Below are 18003 nucleotides of genomic sequence, written 5' to 3' on the forward strand. Positions count from 1 at the left end.
AGAAGGAAATAATAATTTGTCAGTAGTTAACGACTAACCAATAACCACTAACCAATAACTATGGCAGAACTCTTACAAATCTCACAATTAGGAAATCCTGTACTGCGCCGCAAGTCGCAACTTGTCGAGAATATTAAGGACGATCGCATTCAAGAGTTGATTGACAGCTTAATCTCCACCGTACAACACGCGAACGGAGTGGGGATTGCCGCCCCTCAAGCGGCTCAGTCCGATCGCCTGTTCATCGTCGCATCCCGTCCCAATTTGCGGTATCCTCAAGCACCCCACATGGAACCCACAGCGATGATTAATCCCCGGATTGTGGCTGCATCAACAGAGACAGTCAAAGACTGGGAAGGCTGTTTGAGCATTCCAGGGATTCGGGGATTGGTGCCCAGAAGTAGGGCGATCGAGATAGAATACACCAGTAGAGACGGCAAACTCCACCAACAAGAATTGACAGACTTTGTGGCTCGAATTTTTCAACACGAACACGACCATTTAGATGGAATCGTGTTTTTAGACAGAGTGGAAAATACCCACGAACTGATGACAGAAGATGAGTACCAAAAGCAAATTGTCAACCTGCTATAGCCGCAAACATTCAGGGTACAAAGCGCCCGGATTTATGCGTGGGGTCAATTCTAAAATCTAAAATCTAAAATCGATTGACAGAAGATAAGTACCAGCAGCAATTTGTCAAGCTCCTCTAATAATTGATATAATTGCGATCAATAACGCCATTGATGTTGTGAATAGGAGGGCGAATGTCTATCAATTTGGAAAAAGGCGGGAGAATCAATCTCTCTAAAGAAGCACCGGGGCTAAAAAATGCCGGGATTGGTTTGGGATGGGATACCAATGCTACAGACACCGGCGCAGCATTTGACTTAGATGCTTCCGTGTTTATGTTGGGGGCTACTGGCAAAATTCCTAGCGAAAAATACTTTGTTTTCTACAACAACAAGGAGTCGCCGGACACTGCTGTAATACATCTGGGAGATAGCAGAACCGGAGAAGGATTTGGCGATGATGAAACCGTTACCGTCGATTTAACCAAAGTCGATCCGGCGGTGCAAGAAATTGTGTTTGTGGTAACTATCCACGAAGCAGAATTGAGAAGGCAAAACTTCGGTCAAGTGCGGAATGCTTTTATCAGGATTTACGACACTACTACCAACACAGAGGTAGCGAAGTACGATTTGGACGAGGATTATGCTAAGGAGACAGCGGTAGAATTTGGCAGACTTTACAAGAAAGACGGCGAGTGGAGGTTCCAAGCTGTAGGAGATGGCTACAATTCCGGCTTGCAAAGCTTTGTAGATAAGTATGCCTGATAAAAGGTCGATCGCTAGTAGCTAAATAAATCGAGGGGAAATTCGGAACCAGGAATGTTTCCCTCGATTTTAAGCAATCAGACTCATGAGGTGATAAACCAGATGGGCATTCAATTAAAGAAAGGTGAAAGATTTAATCTTTCTAAAACATCTCCAACTTTAACAAAAGTTGCGATCGCCCTGGGATGGGAAATAGCAACTGACCTCAATTTATCGGAATCAAACCAGCAAAGCTGCGATATCGATGCCTCTGTTTTTGCATTAGGTTCGGACGGCAAAATTCCCGATGAAAGATACTTTGTATTTTACAATAACTCGCAGTCGCCGGACGGAGCAATCGCCCATTCGGGAGATAATCAAACGGGTCAAACTCAAGGAGATGACGAGACAATTTATGTAGACTTAGAAAAGGTAACGGCTGCTGTTGAGGAAATGGTTTTTGTGGTCACGATTCACGACGCACAAGCTAAACATCAAAATTTTAGCCAAATCAGAAATGCTTTTATCCGATTGTACGATCGCGAAACCGGCAGCGAACTAGCCCGCTATGATTTAACAGAAGGTTTTTCTGAAGAAACAGCAGTCGAGTTCGGACGGTTGTATAAAAAAGATGCAGCTTGGAGATTTCAGGCCGTAGGACAAGGATATAAAGCAGGGTTACAGAGTTTTGTTGACAAGTATCATTCTGAGATTCAACAGCAAGAAAACCCAGCAAAAATTACAGTAGAACTGCCTAAATTACCAGTTATTGAAGATAGCCACAAAAGTCATAAATCTATAGCATTAGACAAAAAGCTTCAGGAAAAAGCGCCGCACATTTTCAATCTGGCGAAGAAAGCCGATATCTCGCTAAAAAAGGCAAATCTCACAAATCACGATGCTCAAGTAGCGCTTTGCCTCGATATTTCTGCTTCTATGTCTTCCCTATACCGTTCAGGAAAAATTCAGCGTTTGGCAGAGAAGATTTTGGCTTTGGGGTGTCGGTTTGATGACAACGGATCGATCGACATATTTCTGTTCGGAGTCAACCCCCACAATCCCGGTGAAATGTCGATAGACAATTTCTCAAACTTCATTCACCATATATTGCAACAGTATCCTTTAGAAGGAGGTACTTACTACGGTAAAGTGATGAAGGAAATTAGAAAGTTCTATTTTCCTGATGGTCGCGGTAGCAGGCGCTACGCAGCTATGAAAGCCGATCGACCTGTCTACGTGATGTTTGTAACGGATGGAGAAACTGCTGACGAATCGGAAAGCAAGCAGCAGCTACAATGGTCGTCCCACGAGCCGATATTTTGGCAGTTTATGGCGATCGGCACGTCGCAGAAAGATGTCAAAAGTAAGGGAGTTCGAGGGTGGTTAGCAAGATCCGTAGCCAGCGATTTTAGCTTTCTAGAACAGCTTGACGAAATGGGCGCTCGCTACCTAGACAACGCCGATTTCTTCAGTTTAGAAGACCCGGAACATATTGCCGATGAGGAATTATACGATTTGTTGACCGCCGAATATCCGCATTGGGTAAAATCAGCACGAATCAAAAATCTCTTACCCTAGAAACAGCTTTTGCCGCCCAACAAAATGCTAGCTTAGGGCAATCATTCAACTTCCCAATAAACCTTACACAATCACAAAACTATGGCTATCAACTTGACAAAAGGACAATCGATCGTTCTCAGCAAAAGCGAATACGACTTATCCCGATTAACAATGGCTTTGGGTTGGGATGTAGCGCAAGCTAAAAAAGGTCTTTTCGGCCGCAGCAGCGGTGCAAATTTTGACTTAGATTCCTACGCTCTGCTGCTGGGAGAAAATGGCAAATTAAAGAACTACAAAGAAGATGTAATTTATTACTCTCATTTGGAGTCAAATGACAAAACAGTGGTTCACTCCGGCGACAATCTCACGGGAGAGGGAGAAGGAGATGACGAACAAATATTGGTGAAACTGAGTTCTTTGCCAGCACAATATCACAAAATAATTTTGGGCGTAAATATTTACGATGGAAAAGAGAGAAAACAGCATTTTGGTCTGGTACAAAATGCTTTCGTGAGAGCTGTAGATGCCGCCGGGAAAGAAATAGCTCGCTATCGCTTGTCAAATGACCCTTCTTATGAAGGAAAATTAAATATGTTGATGGGAGAAGTTTATCGAGAAGGCGGCGAGTGGAAGTTTAAGGCTTTGGGAAATCCTTTGGCTGAAGATTTGAACGGTGTTGTCGGTTCGTTTATGCGGTGATATCAAAAATGTTTTTTTAACCGCCGATCAAGGCAGATAAACGCAGATAAACGCAGATGGAATTTCATCTGCGTTTATCTGTGTTAATCCGCTGATATCTGCGGTTAACAAATCCCCATTTACTTATTAGACATCTCCAAAAAAGCTACTCCCATCAATCTTTAATCGGCCGCATTGTTGGGAACATCACCGCATCGCGGATGCTTTGAGTATTAGTTAAAAGCATCACCAATCTGTCTACACCGATGCCCATCCCCGCACAGTTAGGCATTCCCAAAGATAGCGCTTGAATAAAGTCTTCATCCATTGGATGCGCTTCATCATCGCCCGCATTTTTCTGTGCTAACTGTTCCTCAAACCGCTTTCTTTGCTCTTTCGGATCGTTCAATTCTGAGAAGCCGTTCGAGTATTCTGTACCGTTGATAAATAGCTCGAAACGTTCTACAAATCCCGGCTTGCTGCGATGTCCTTTTGCTAAGGGACTGACTTCAACAGGGTAGTCGATGATGAATGTAGGTTGAATTAGTTTGGGAACAACTAATTTGTCAAAAACCGCGTACAGCACGTAGCCTAGACTCTGTTGTTCTAACTTAGACAGGTGCAATTCTAGTTTGGTTGCAGAAGCGATCGCACTTTCCAAGTCTAAAGTGTCAAAATCCAGCCCAAACTCGTCTCTGACAGCTTCTACCATCGTTTTCACTTGCCAGTGTTTGCCACTAAAACCGGGATATTTTTCGCTGTAGTCGAACTTGCGTTCTAAACTAATCGTTTCCCCCTGATTTTCAATTTCCTTGACATCCCCAAATACCGCCGCCGCTGCGAAACACATCACGTCTTCGACAACTGTTAAAATGTCGAAAACATCAGCATAAGCTTGGTAAACTTCTAAAGAGGTAAACTCTGGATTGTGGGTGCTGTCAATTCCCTCATTTCTAAATGCTTTCCCTAGTTCAAATACTCGCTCGAAACCGCCGCAAATTGCTCTTTTTAAGAATAATTCGGGAGCCACTCGCAAATACAAATCCACATCCAAAGCATTGTGGTGAGTGATGAAGGGCTTAGCAGCAGCACCGCCGTAAATAGCTTGCAGTGTTGGCGTTTCTATTTCGTAAAAATTGGCTTGCCAGAGATAGGAACGGATGCTTTGAACGATGCGGCTGCGAAGCATAAAACGGTTGAGCGCATCTTGGTTGCTTGCCAAATCCATTTCGCGGTGACGGCGGCAAACTTCGGGGTCGTTAATTCCGTAATAAGCATCGGGAAATTGAATGGTAGCTTTTGATAAAAGCTTTAATTCCCTCACTAAAATAGAAAGTTCTCCCCTGGGGGTGCGGCAGCCGATACCTTCGACGCCGACAAAATCCCCAACATCGAGCAATTTTTTAATTTGTTCAAAGCTCAAACCGACTTCGCCGGTGACGATTGCTTTCTCGATTTTGAGTTGAATTTTGTCTGTGGCGTCTTTTAAATCGATAAAACCAATTTTGCCGCTGTCTCGCTTGGAAGTGATGCGGCCAGCTAATCGCAGGGAAATTTCTTCGGGGTCAGTTTCTCCGTTTTCGAGTTCTTTTCCCGGCTGACTAAATATTTCGCGAACTTGCTTGGCTGTGTGCGATCGCGCGTAGGATTCACTGGGATACGGTTCTATGCCTTGCGATCGCAGTTCGTCTACTTTTTGACTGCGGACTTCGGCTTCACTGAGAGTCATTAGTTATTGCCTGATTAAAATTACAAATATCTGACATCTTGCACTATTCTGGCGATCGTGCGATCGGGTGGGCTAGAAGAGCCCAACCCCTACTCCCCACAAGAAAATTCACTCTTTGTGGAACAGGCATCTTGCCGGTTCCTGACAAAGCTGCAAGATGTCAGAAACACCAAACTCTATCATAACAGGGTGGTTTTGAGAGCCAATTTGCCAAATAATAAGTTACACCCTCTCGTAACCCGATCGCACAGAGCCGCACTCGCCCCAGAAATATCTCCGATAACAATTTGTGATCGACTGCACAAAGCGACCGAAACATTAAAAAATTAAGTTGTCTGTCGAGCGCAACTGGTGAGATGATAAGTAGTGCAGCCTCACGGCAGTTCCATAGAAACTGAACAGCAGAAACGCGAGCGATCGAACTCGGCTCATCGCACCTCTGTCAGAATCGACCACACACACTCTCTCTTAACATATAAAAACCAGAATTATGGCTGTTGCAACCCAATCACTCGAAGAACTCTGCATCAACTCTATCCGCTTTTTGGCCATCGATGCGGTAGAAAAAGCAAAATCAGGACACCCGGGACTGCCGATGGGCGCTGCCCCTATGGCCTTTGTGCTGTGGGATCGGTTCATGCGGTTCAACCCCAAAAACCCCAAGTGGTTTAATCGCGATCGCTTCGTCCTCTCCGCCGGCCACGGCTGTATGCTACAGTACGCCCTCCTGTACTTGACCGGCTACGAGAGCGTCACCATCGACGACATCAAGCAATTTCGCCAGTGGGAATCCAGAACCCCCGGACACCCCGAAAACTTCATGACCGAAGGCGTAGAAGTTACCACCGGCCCCCTGGGACAAGGAATTGCTAATGGCGTCGGTTTGGCAATGGCAGAAGCTCACCTCGCTGCTAAGTTTAACAAGCCCGACCACACAATTGTTGACCACTACACCTATGTAATTTTGGGTGACGGCTGCCACATGGAAGGTGTTTCTGCCGAAGCTTGTTCTTTGGCCGGACACCTCGGACTCGGCAAATTAATTGCCTTGTACGATGACAATCACATTTCTATTGAAGGCGACACAAGCTTGGCCTTTACTGAAGATGTGGGCAAGCGTTTTGAAGCTTACAACTGGCACGTTATTACAGTAGACAATACCGCTCTAGACGAAGATACTAACCTAGAAGCAGTTCACAAAGCTATTGAAGAAGCCAAAAAAGTCACGGACAAACCGTCCATGATTAAAGTCCGCACCGTCATTGGTTACGGTTCTCCAAACAAGCGCAATTCCTACAGTGCTCACGGTGCTGCTTTGGGTACCGATGAAGTGCAAGCAACTCGCGATTTCTTGAAGTGGGAACACGCACCGTTTGAGATTCCTGAGGATGCTTTGTCACACTTCCGCAAAGCAGTCGAACGAGGCGCTCAAGCTGAGCAAGAATGGCAGAAAGCTTTTGATGCTTATAAAGCAGCATATCCTGCAGAAGCTGCAGAATATGAGCGCACGGTTGCCGGCAAACTTCCTGAAGGTTGGGATAAAGTTTTGCCGACATACAACCCGGAAGATAAGGCAGATTCGACTCGGAATCATTCTGGAAAATGTTTGAATGCTTTGGCAGGTGTCCTACCTGAATTGATCGGGGGTTCCGCTGACTTGGCATCTTCTAACATGACTTTGCTCAAGGGTGAAAAAGACTTCCAAAAAGGTCAGTACGAAGGACGTAACCTGCGCTTTGGTGTGCGGGAACACGGCATGGGTGCGATCGCGAACGGTATGCTTCTGCACGGTGGTTTAATTCCTTACTGCGCCACTTTCTTGGTATTTGCTGACTATATGCGGGGAGCAATTCGCCTCTCTGCACTATCGGAAGCTGGAGTTATTTACGTAATGACTCACGACTCCGTAGCCTTGGGCGAAGACGGCCCCACTCACCAACCCGTGGAAACCATCGCTTCTCTGCGAGTAATTCCCGATTTGTTGGTAATGCGCCCTGCGGATGGTAATGAAACATCCGGCGCTTACAAAGTGGCAGTTGAAAGCCGCACTCGCCCAACTTTAATGGCTTTGTCGCGCCAAAACTTGCCTAACTTAGCTGGAAGCTCGATCGAAGGAACTGCCAAAGGCGCTTACGTTTTGTCTGACGACGGCGGCACTCCCGACATCATTTTAATCGGCACCGGCGGCGAAACATACCTCTGCGTTGATGCCGCTGAAAAATTGCGCGCCGCAGGCAATAAAGTGCGCGTAGTTTCGATGCCTTGCTGGGAATTGTTTGACTTACAAGATGCCGCTTACCGCGAATCTGTACTGCCGAAAGCTGTTACTAAACGGTTGGCAGTTGAAGCAGCTTGTAGCTTCGGCTGGGGACGTTATTTGGGTTCCGAAGGCGACAGCATCAGCATCGACACATTCGGCGCTTCTGCACCGGGCCCCGTTGCTTTAGAAAAGTTTGGCTACACCGTTGATAATGTGGTAGCTAAGGCTCAGGCGCTGTTGGGTTAATAGCAGCAGCATAATTTTTGGTGGGGCGGGCTTTGAGCTCGCCCCATTTTTTATAGAAGAAGGAAGAAGTTCGACAACGGATTCTGTAACGGATGTAACGGATGTAACAGATGGATGGAAGAAGGCTTTAGTTATCTAGGAGAAAAGGCTTTAGTTATCTAGAAGATAAGGAAGAAGGAAGGAAAAGCTAAAATCTAAAATCTAAAATCGGAATATGGGGTTTCACTTCGTTCTACCCAACCTAGAGCTCGCTACAGCTCGCGAATCATTGAGAATTGCTATATTAAGAGTTACGGAAGAAAAACCAGTTTCTACCACAATATTCGGTTTGGCAACGAGGCATCCAACCAGAAACCGGGTTTTTAGCCCCCGGTGCGTTCAAGACTGTATCTTTCAAAAATTTGAGATAGGTTATAAGTCATTGGGTTAAATTACCAATTACCAATTCCCGCTTACCAATTACCCATTACCCATTACCAATTCTCGATTACCCATTCCATTTATGATGATTTGGAAATTTTTAAATCACCTATTATTCACCGGGAATTATATTCCTCAAGGCTACTGTTACCTTTGGCAGCGAGAGCTAGTCGCGCTCCACATAGTGTCAGACTCTATAATTGCCCTGGCCTACTATTCAATACCGCTATCCCTAATTTATTTTATCGGTCAGCGAAAAGACTTGCCCTTCCGTAACATCTTTTGGCTGCTTGCAGCCTTTATTATCTCTTGCGGCACTACTCATATAATGGAAGTTTGGACGCTTTGGCATCCTGTTTATTGGGTTTCTGGCAGTCTGAAAATTATTACCGCCGCGATTTCTGCTTACACCGCTTTTGCATTAATTCCTTTAGTTCCCCAAGCATTAACTCTCCTCAGTCCAACTCAATTAGGGATGATCGATTCAATACTGCAAAAAGAAATCATTGAGCGCCGAGAAACGGAAGCTCGCTATCAAACTTTAACTGAAGCTTCGCCGGTGGGAATATTTTATGCAGATGCTGTAGGAGACTGCTTGTATGTCAACGAGCGCTGGTGTCAAATTTCGGGAATTACCTGCGATGAAGCTTTGGGCAAAGGGTGGTTGCAAGGCATTCATCCAGACGACCGCGAGCGGGTTTTTACTGAATGGTATAGCCCCACGCAGGACAAATTGCCGTTTAAATCTGAGTACCGCTTTCAAGGTATTAATCACACTCAAATCATTTGGGTATTCGGTCAAGCTGTCGGTCAAATCGGAGAAAAGGGGGAGGTTAAAAGTTATGTTTGTACTATTACTGATATTACAGAACGCAAGCAGGTAGAAGAGGAAAATCGACTGCTCAATGAAACTCTGGAGCATCGAGTTGCTGAGCGCACTGCTCAAATTGAAATTTCTAACCAGACATTGCAAAAAGAAATAGCCTACCGCGAAAAAATTGCACTCACTTTGTTGGAATTGACGCAACTGCAAAATGCAATTCTTAATAGCGCTAACTACACAATTATTTCTACAGATCCCGACGGTACAATTAAAACATTTAATCGGGCGGCAGAGCAACTTTTAGGTTATTCGCTAGAAGAAGTGGTCGGAAAAGTCACGTTAGCAATAATTCACGAGCCTCTGGAGATAGCTAAAAGAGCTGAAGTTCTTTCTCAAGAATTGGGAGTGAAAATAGAGCCGGGAATTCAAGTATTATTTGCCTTGCCGTGCCGGCAAATAGCTGACGAAAATGAATGGACTTACATTCGCAAAGATGGTTCGCGGTTTCCGGTACTGCTGTCGGTGACTGCCTTATTTGACAGCAACGGAAATATTAACGGTTTTTTGGGTATCGGCCAGGATATTAGCGATCGCAAACAAGCTGAAAAAGAGCTGCGCGACCTCACCAGTGCCATGCAAAATGCGGTGGAAGGCATTTCGCGGCTGGATATTGAGGGGCGCTACGTGAATGTTAACCGAGCTTACGCTCATAAATGCGGTTACGAACCGGAACAAATGCTTGGCATGAAATGGCAGCTCACCGTACATCCGGGCGATGTTGAGATGATGCTCTCAGCTTATCAGGAAATGCTAATTTTTGGCAAAGTAGAAGTAGAAGCTAGAGGCGTTCGGAAAAATGGCTCGTCTTTTTACAAGCAATTAACGATGGTAAAAGCTTGCGATGCACAAGGTATCTTTAACGGTCACCACTGTTTTATGAAAGATATCACCGAGCGCAAACTAACTGAAACAGCTTTGCAGGAAAGCGAATTCAAATACAGGCAAATAGTTGAATTAGCAGAAGAAGGTATTTGGGTAATTGACAGCAATGCCCTGACAACTTACGTGAACCACGCAATGGCGCGAATGCTCGGCTATAGTGAATTAGAAATGTTCGGGCGGTCGATTTTTGATTTTATGGACGAACCGGAAAAACCACAAGCTCTTGATAATGTTGATCGGCGCAAGCAAGGTATTGGTGAACAACACGAATTTAAATTCAAAACCAAGGACGGCAAAGATATTTGGACTGATATGTCTACCAGTCCAGTTAGGGACTCCCAGGGGAATTTGCTGTCTTGTTGTGCCTTGGTTTACAACATTACAGACCGCAAAGAAGCAGAGCAGCAAATGCTGCAACTTACAGAAGATTTGAAGCGTTCCAATGAGGAATTAGAACAATTTGCTTATGTGGCTTCCCATGATTTGCAAGAACCGCTCCGAGCCGTTACCAGTTACACTCAATTGCTTGCCCAGCGCTATCAAGGAAATTTGGACGATCGCGCAGATAAGTATATTAATTATATTGTCGATGGCGCCACCAGAATGCAGCAGTTAATTAACGATTTGTTGGCGTATTCGCGCCTGGGAACGAGGGGCCAGGAGTTTGAGCTGGCCGACTGCAAGGCTGTGGTTAAGCAAACTATGTGCAATTTGCAAATTGCGATCGCCGAAACAAAAGCTGTAATCACCTGCGACGCGATGCCAACCGTGATGGCGGATGAATTTCAACTGGTGCAATTATTCCAAAATTTGCTCGCCAACAGCATCAAATTTTGTCGCCAAGATATCCCGTTGATTCATATCGCTGCCTGCAGGCAAGAGAGTGAATGGGTGTTCAGTGTCAGCGATAACGGCATTGGCATCGATCCGCAGTATGCCGATCGCATTTTTATCATTTTTGCGCGCCTGCACTCCCGTCGCCAATATTCCGGTACTGGTATAGGTTTGGCGATGTGCAAGCGCATTGTTGAACGCCACGGCGGTCGGATCTGGGTGGAATCTCAGGAGGGAAAAGGAGCGACTTTTTACTTTACTATTCCTATAATTAGTACCTGAAGCCTCAAAGTTCAATTTTGTTTTTATACTAAGGATACGCCGATTATGAGCGATCGAAGCACTGTTAGACCTATAGAGATTCTGCTGATTGAGGATTCTCCCAGCGATGCCGATTTGGCAATAGAAGTCCTCAATCAGGGTAAAATATTGAATAACTTGCATTTTGTGGAGGATGGAGTCGAAGCAATCAAGTTTTTGCGCCGAAAAGAACCCTATCTTAGGGTACCTCGTCCCGATTTGATTTTGCTCGATTTGCATCTGCCAAAAAAAAGCGGTATTGAAGTGCTAGAAGAAATTAAAACTGACCCAACCTTAAAATTAATTCCTGTAGTGATTCTCAGCACTTCAGCAGCTCCAGAAGATATTTTTAAGTCCTACTCGCTCCACGCCAACTGTTACATAACCAAGCCGGTAGACTTCGTAGAATTTACTAAAGTAGTCAGGTTAATTGAGGACTTCTGGCTGGCCGTCGTCAAACTTCCTCTAAATTAAACGAACAGATGCTTTGCTTATGAGCGCTCTAAAAACTTTTAACCTATGGAAATTTGGGTGGTGGATGATTCGCTCAGCGATGCTGAATGGACTTTATAAAAGCTGCCGACCAGCCAATTTTTAACAATTTGCAAATAGTATAAAATATGGTATAAGCAATAATTTGATTGAATAAAGCAGGCTTTTCTGTTCGCCTTCTCGTCCCAATTTAATTCTGCTTAACTTGATTGTGCATAAAAAAATGGTTGGAAATATTAATAGAAATCAACTCAGCACTCAAGTTAAAAATGATTCCAGTGGTAATTATGACAACCTCAGCAGCCGATGAAGAGATGCTCAAGTTTTATGCCCTGTCAGCCCGGTGCTACATCACTAAGCCTATAGATTTTAGTCAAGTCGCTAAGCTGGTGAGATGGATTAAGGATTGGTGGCTGGTGGTGGTGACAGTTCCCAAATAATAATTTTCAAGTTGAAAATGGCATGGGAAAGCGGAAAAGTTTAACCTAAGATTGGTAGAGTAAAAATTTTACAGTCAAAAACGTCTAAGCTATGTGGATTAAAATTCTGTTAGTAGAAGACAATCCTGCTGATGCTGATTTGCTTGCAGAACTGTTAGAAGTATCTGTGGGTGTCGAGTGGGAACTGGTGTCTGTTGAGTTCCTGCATGAGGCGATCGCACAACTGTGTAAACAACCCTTTGATGTAGTTTTGCTCGACCTTTCTTTGCCCGACAGTCGCGGTTTGGAAACGCTAACTCGCCTGCGAGAAGTTGCTCCGGATGTGCCAATGGTGGTAATGACAGGCTTGGACGATGAGGCGATCGCCCTCGAATCAGTTCGCTTGGGAGCTCAAGACTATATTGTTAAAGGTCAAATTACTACTCAATTATTAGTGCGGACGATCCGCTACGCGATCGAACGCTCTCAAACCTTTCAAATGCTGCGGGAAAGCGAGCGCCGCTTTCGGGCGATTTTTGACTCATCATTTCAGCTAACCAAGCTGCTGACTCCCGAAGGAATTGTGCTGGAAGTGAACGAGACAACCCTCGATTTTGCCGGATTGCGATCGGAGGGTATTGTGGGCCGCCCGATGTGGGAAATGGCGATTTGGGCCCAGTCGCCACAGGTTTCCGAACAATTGCAATGCGCGATCGGCAAAGCAAGTCGTGGCGAGTTTTTCCGCAGCGAAATCGACTTGTTAGGCAAAAGTGGCCAAATTATGACCGTTGATTTCTCACTGAAACCTGTTAAAAATGAAACAGGACAAGTTTTGCTGCTGATTGCGGAAGCCCGTGACATTAGCGATCGTAAACGAGCAGAAGCGGAAATTCTCAAAGCCCTCGCACGAGAAAAGGAACTTTCAGAACTGCGAGCTAAATTTGTCACAATGGTTTCCCACGAGTTCCGCACACCTTTGACAACCATCCAATTTTCCGCTGGATTGCTGCAAGATTACAGTTCTCAGTGGTCCCAAGATAAAAAATCTACTCATTTTGTGCGGATTCAATTAGCAATTAAACGCATGACAGAGTTATTAGAAGATATCCTCGTAATTGGCAAAATCGAAGCCAATACCTTGCAGTTTCAACCGGTTTCCTTAAACCTCGAAAAATTTTGCCGTCAACTGGTAGAAGAGCAGCAGCTCAACGACAGCAACCAACACCCGATCGCCTTTCAATATGAAGGCGGCAACTGCGAGGCTCAAATGGATGAAAAACTGCTGCAGCAAATCTTGGGAAATGTCCTCTCAAATGCCATCAAATATTCCCCCGTCGGCAGTACAGTTTCCTTGCACCTCAACTGTCAAAACCAAGAAGCTGTTTTCCAAGTTCAAGACCAGGGCATCGGCATTCCCCAAGCCGATCGAGAGCGGATATTAGAAACTTTTTACCGAGCTACAAATGTCGGCACTATTTCGGGAACCGGTCTCGGTTTAGCAATTGTGAAGAGGGCTGTGGAACTTCACGCCGGCCAACTCGCGATCGACAGTCAAGAAGGAAAAGGCACAACTTTCACTATTACCTTGCCTCTAATTTGCCCTCCCAATCAATAACAACTGAATTCTCAACTATACATATCTCCTACTTAACCATTAATTAAGCGCCTAACAAACAAACTTATCAAGTGTCTGAACCCAGAATTTTCCAAGAAACTACTAACTAAAAGGAGCTATCACCGTGGCTAAGATTTTGGTAATAGAAGACGAAGAAGCGATTAGAGAGAATATTTTAGAGTTGCTGGAAGCCGAGAATTTTGAAGGAATAGGAGCGATTAACGGCAAAGTCGGCATCAAATTGGCGATCGAAAAAATCCCGGATTTAATTTTGTGCGACATGATGATGCCGGAAGTAGACGGTCACGGCGTCATCAAAGCTTTGCGCTCCGAACCCTTGACTGCCACAATTCCCTTTATTTTCCTCACAGCCAAAGCCGATAAAATTGACGTTCGCACGGGCATGGAACTGGGAGCTGACGATTACATTACTAAGCCGTGTACGCCGCAAGAACTGCTAAAAGCCATTGCTATTAGACTTGAAAAACAAAAAACAATTAGCCGACAATCTCAAAAGACGCTAGACGAATTACGCACTAATATTAGTATGTCGCTGCCCCACGAATTGCGGACTCCTCTGAATGCAATCCTGGGTTTTTCTGAGCTGATTCTGTCAGAATATCAGGTCTTAGAGGAATCAGATATTTTAGAGATGATCGGTCAAATTCAAACTTCCGGTCATCGCTTGTATCGACTGATTCAGAACTTTTTGCTGTATGCAGAACTGGAGATAGCAGCCACAAATCCCGAACTGCTAAAGGAGATGCGAAATAGCGAATTTAGCTGTGTAAAGTCTTTGCTGAGTCAAAAAGCGCGGCAGCAAGCAAAACACGCGAATAGAACCGACGATTTACAATTAAACTTGCAAGATTCGTCAGTAGCTATGGATTCTGTCAGACTCGCAAAAATTGTTGAAGAATTATTGGACAATGCCTTCAAATTTTCTTTAGAAGGAACACCGATTTTATTAAGCACTTTCGTCGAAAATCAGACTTTTATTCTGTCTGTCAAAGACAAAGGCCGCGGCATGACTGCCGATCAGATTGCACAGCTAGAAGCTTACAGGCAGTTCGATCGCAAACTTTACCAACAAGCAGGTTTGGGATTGGGGCTGGCTATTGTTCAACGCCTTGTAGAATTGCACGGAGGAGAATTTAAAATAGAAAGTTTACCGCAGCAAGAAACCATAGTTTGCGTTTCCCTGCCTGTCTAAAAAATGATTATACCAGTTTCAAAAAAAATGTAACTGTAGGCAAACTCCAACCATTATGGAATAAATCCTGCTCAATTCTAAACTCTAAAATTTAAAATTGTATTATGGAGGAGCGATCGCCGGTTTCAGACACCGCTTCATATAAATTTGAGCTACCTTATCCTGAGGGTTGATTTCCAGGCACGCGGAAAACAATCTTTTAGCTTCGACTAACCTGTCACTATTGTAGAGTATCAAAGCTTGCTCAAACATTGTCTTTGTCTCTAACTTTTTCTGTCGTAACTCTGGCGGATCGGCCGCAAATACTTCATAAACTGTTACCATTCGTGATTTGCCTTTAACTGCTAGGCGATCGATCAACCTAAAATCATAAATATCGTTCAACTGTAGAAAAGTATTGTGAGTAATTAACATCGACACTCCATACTCTTTTGTCAAACTTTCCACGCGGGAGGCTAAGTTTACCGCATCACTAATCACCGTGCTGTCCATCCGACTTTGACCGCCAACGGTGCCTAACATCAAAGAACCCGTATTGATTCCAATGCCAATTTGCAGCGGCGGGCGATCGGGCTGAGTACGACTAATATTATACTCGTTAAGCTGTTCTAGCATAGCAATTCCAGCTTTTACAGCATCGTCCGCACTGCCATCAAACAGTGCCATAATCGCATCGCCAATGTATTTATCAATAAAACCAAAATTGTCAGTAATTCCCGGTTCCATCCGCGAAAAATAATCATTAATGAATTGAAAATTTTCTTCGGGATTCATCGTTTCAGAAAGAGAAGTGAAATCGCGAATATCTGAAAATAGCACCGACATTTCTTTCTGTACCTGATCGCCTAATTTGACTTCCAGAATACTTTCATATCCCAGAAAGTGGAGAAATTCGTGCGGCACAAACCGCCCGTAAGCATCTGTTAATTTTTCTTCCGCTGCTAAAGCTTTTTGTAACTCGTCTGTGAATTGGCGGCGCTCGGTTTCTACCTCTTGACGTTCTGTGATGTCTTGAAAAGCTGCGATCGCGTAAACTATGTTTTTCCGTTCGTCGTAGATTGGAGTCGCCCAAACCTCGATCGGCACAATCCGATCCGACCCATGAATTTCTAGATCGTCCATACGCACAAATTCTCCCCGCAACGCCCGAACAATCGGTTGCCTATCCCTCGGATACAATTGATTAGTTCCAGCGTCGTAAAAATGATAAGCTTCAGGAAATTGGTCAGTACCCCCATCAAAAATTAAACCTTGGGCTAGTATCCTTTCGCCCCAAGAATTCATGTAAAAAGGTTGACCCTTACCATCCACAACAAATATTCCCACTGGCATCGCTTCCAGGAATTGAGTCAATCGGCTTTCGTTTTCTGACAGTGCCTCATTTAACTTTTCCTCGGCTGCTAAAGCTTGTTTTAAATCATTAGTAAACCTGATTCGTTCCACTTCCACCTGTCTTTGCAAACTAATATCCTTAGCAAAACCCTGATAGTAAAGCACTTCACCATTAGCATCATAAACTGTGCGCGCATACTCCGAAATCCAGATAATGCTGCCATCTCGACAGTAAACCTGAGAATCAAACTCACACAGAGTACCGTGCTGTTTCATCAGCGCCCGAAACTCTTGACGGCGGTTCGGTTCGACGTACAATTGCTTCTGAATATCATTAATACTTTCTATCAATTCTGACGCGGAATCGTAGCCGTAAATTTCCGCCAGAGCAGGATTCGCACTGATAAAATATCCGTCCGGCGTCATCTGAAAAATACCTTCTAGAGCATTTTCAAATATCCCGCGATACTTTTCTTCAGCTTGAATTAGTGCCGCTTCAGCTTGTTTGCGTTCAGTTATGTCAGTAAAAGCAATAATCGCATAGGAAATGTCGCCTGTAGAATCATAAATTGGAGTCGCCCAACTTTCTACAGGAATAATCTTATTAGCTGTACGAATTTCTACAGCCTCAGTCCGCACATTTTCACCCCTAAGCGCCCGCATAATTGGCAATTCTTCCACGGGGCATCTTTGATTAGTTCCGGCTTTATAGAATTGATAAATAGCTGCTTTTTGCTCTGAATTAATATGCGGCACAGTGCCTTTGCCAAATACATCCCGCGCCTTCTGATTAGCGTAGAAAGATTGCCCATTTGCATCAAGTACACACACACCCAATGGCATAGCTTCTAAATATTGCGTCAAGCGACTTTCGTTTTCGTGGAGTTGGGCAATCAGCATTGCCTGCTTGCGATTTAATTTCACCAGCTCCTGATTCATTTCCTGAAGTTCTATTTGTTTTTTAGCTAACTCCTTATCTTGAAAATATCTATATATTGCCTCCGTAACAGTTAATTTTAAGTCGTCACCTTGCCAAGGTTTAGGTATGTATCGGTACAATTTAGCATAGTTAATAGCATTGGCCACCGCCTCCAAATCGGCCTGCCCCGTCAGCATAATCTTAAGAGTGTTCGGCGAGATAGCATGAACGCTCCTTAATAGTTCGTCTCCTTTCATACTAGGCATGATATGATCCGAAATAACCACAGGAACTTCATACTGTTCTGCTAAAAGTTCGGACAGCAACTCTAAAGCTTCTTCGCCACTTTGAGCCGTTTCAATTAAATATTTATCTTCAAAGGCTTTGAGCAGGTCTATTTCCAGACTATCGAGGATAGTCTGCTCATCATCGACACAAATAATGACTGGTTTTTTCATAAATTTGCTAGACCAGACTTAATCGCTTCAATTAGTTCTTGATTTTGCCAGGGTTTTTCTATGAAAGCATGAAGGTTTGCTTGAATTTTTGTTCGTTCGATGGCTTCTTTGTCTGCTTGTCCCGTCAGCATCACTGTCACAATTTGCGGATATTTTTGATGAATTTTAATTAGCAACTCATCTCCTTTCATTCCGGGCATCAACCAATCCGAGACAATCACTAGGATCTTAACCTCAGCTTCAGATAGGTCTTCAATAATCTCTAGGGCTTCGGCAGCACTTTCAGCAAATTCCCAAAGATATTTACCGTTAAAAGCCTGTTGCAGTTCAATTTCCAGACTTTCCAACACCCCTACTTCATCGTCAACACACAAAATTGCTGGTTTAGACATCGCTAGTTTCCTTCTTTAGTTTGGGAGGGTGAAGCCCGATGGGTAAGCACACCGT

General features: G+C 44.3%; 14 protein-coding genes. 11 read left to right on the forward strand and 3 right to left on the reverse strand.

Going from position 1 to position 18003, the window contains the following annotated elements; all coding sequences use genetic code 11:
* Positions 1–60 precede the first annotated feature (60 nt).
* The 4 genes from def (at position 61) to D0A34_22725 (ending at position 3575) form a co-directional block, all read left to right on the forward strand.
* Entirely contained in the window at positions 61–594 is a 534-nt protein-coding gene (gene def, locus D0A34_22710) for a peptide deformylase (GenBank protein UNU21280.1), read from the forward strand.
* Positions 595–767: 173 nt separating this feature from the next.
* Positions 768–1337, forward strand: coding sequence for a TerD family protein (locus D0A34_22715; GenBank protein UNU21281.1), 570 nt, complete (start codon positions 768–770; stop codon positions 1335–1337).
* Between the two features lie 54 nt (positions 1338–1391).
* Complete coding sequence (locus D0A34_22720) at positions 1392–2894, forward strand: stress protein (GenBank protein UNU21282.1); 1503 nt, start codon at positions 1392–1394, stop codon at positions 2892–2894.
* Between the two features lie 81 nt (positions 2895–2975).
* Positions 2976–3575: a TerD family protein gene (locus D0A34_22725; GenBank protein UNU21283.1), complete on the forward strand. Its 600-nt coding sequence runs from the start codon at positions 2976–2978 to the stop codon at positions 3573–3575.
* 154 nt (positions 3576–3729) lie between these two features.
* Here D0A34_22725 and lysS read toward each other — a convergent pair whose 3' ends face one another.
* Entirely contained in the window at positions 3730–5283 is a 1554-nt protein-coding gene (gene lysS / locus D0A34_22730) for a lysine--tRNA ligase (protein UNU21284.1), read from the reverse strand.
* A gap of 57 nt (positions 5284–5340) precedes the next feature.
* On the opposite strand from lysS, the gene D0A34_22735 reads away from it, so the two are divergent.
* The 7 genes from D0A34_22735 to D0A34_22765 all read left to right on the forward strand — a co-directional run bounded on the left by D0A34_22735 (position 5341) and on the right by D0A34_22765 (position 14847).
* Positions 5341–5613 (forward strand): hypothetical protein, encoded by a 273-nt coding sequence (locus D0A34_22735; protein UNU21285.1) that lies wholly within the window; start codon positions 5341–5343, stop codon positions 5611–5613.
* Between the two features lie 160 nt (positions 5614–5773).
* Entirely contained in the window at positions 5774–7789 is a 2016-nt protein-coding gene (tkt, locus tag D0A34_22740) for a transketolase (GenBank protein UNU21286.1), read from the forward strand.
* A gap of 505 nt (positions 7790–8294) precedes the next feature.
* On the forward strand, positions 8295–11090 hold the full coding sequence (locus D0A34_22745) for a PAS domain S-box protein (protein ID UNU22423.1): 2796 nt from the start codon (positions 8295–8297) through the stop codon (positions 11088–11090).
* Between the two features lie 45 nt (positions 11091–11135).
* Positions 11136–11582 (forward strand): response regulator, encoded by a 447-nt coding sequence (locus tag D0A34_22750; protein ID UNU21287.1) that lies wholly within the window; start codon positions 11136–11138, stop codon positions 11580–11582.
* Between the two features lie 245 nt (positions 11583–11827).
* Entirely contained in the window at positions 11828–12040 is a 213-nt protein-coding gene (locus D0A34_22755; GenBank protein UNU21288.1) for a response regulator, read from the forward strand.
* 91 nt (positions 12041–12131) lie between these two features.
* The gene (locus D0A34_22760; GenBank protein UNU21289.1) at positions 12132–13634 is read left to right on the forward strand and encodes a hybrid sensor histidine kinase/response regulator; all 1503 of its coding nucleotides are present in this window, start codon (positions 12132–12134) and stop codon (positions 13632–13634) included.
* 124 nt (positions 13635–13758) lie between these two features.
* A complete protein-coding gene (locus D0A34_22765) occupies positions 13759–14847 on the forward strand; it encodes a hybrid sensor histidine kinase/response regulator (GenBank protein ID UNU21290.1) in 1089 nt (362 codons plus the stop codon).
* A gap of 102 nt (positions 14848–14949) precedes the next feature.
* On the opposite strand, the gene D0A34_22770 is transcribed toward D0A34_22765, so the two are convergent.
* The gene (locus tag D0A34_22770) at positions 14950–17556 is read right to left on the reverse strand and encodes a PAS domain S-box protein (GenBank protein UNU21291.1); all 2607 of its coding nucleotides are present in this window, start codon (positions 17554–17556) and stop codon (positions 14950–14952) included.
* A complete protein-coding gene (locus D0A34_22775; protein UNU21292.1) occupies positions 17553–17948 on the reverse strand; it encodes a response regulator in 396 nt (131 codons plus the stop codon). The genes D0A34_22770 and D0A34_22775 overlap by 4 nt, the downstream gene beginning before the upstream one ends.
* Positions 17949–18003: the final 55 nt, after the last annotated feature.

This window comes from Microcoleus vaginatus PCC 9802, from assembly GCA_022701275.1.
GTDB classification, from domain to species: Bacteria; Cyanobacteriota; Cyanobacteriia; order Cyanobacteriales; family Microcoleaceae; genus Microcoleus; species Microcoleus vaginatus_A.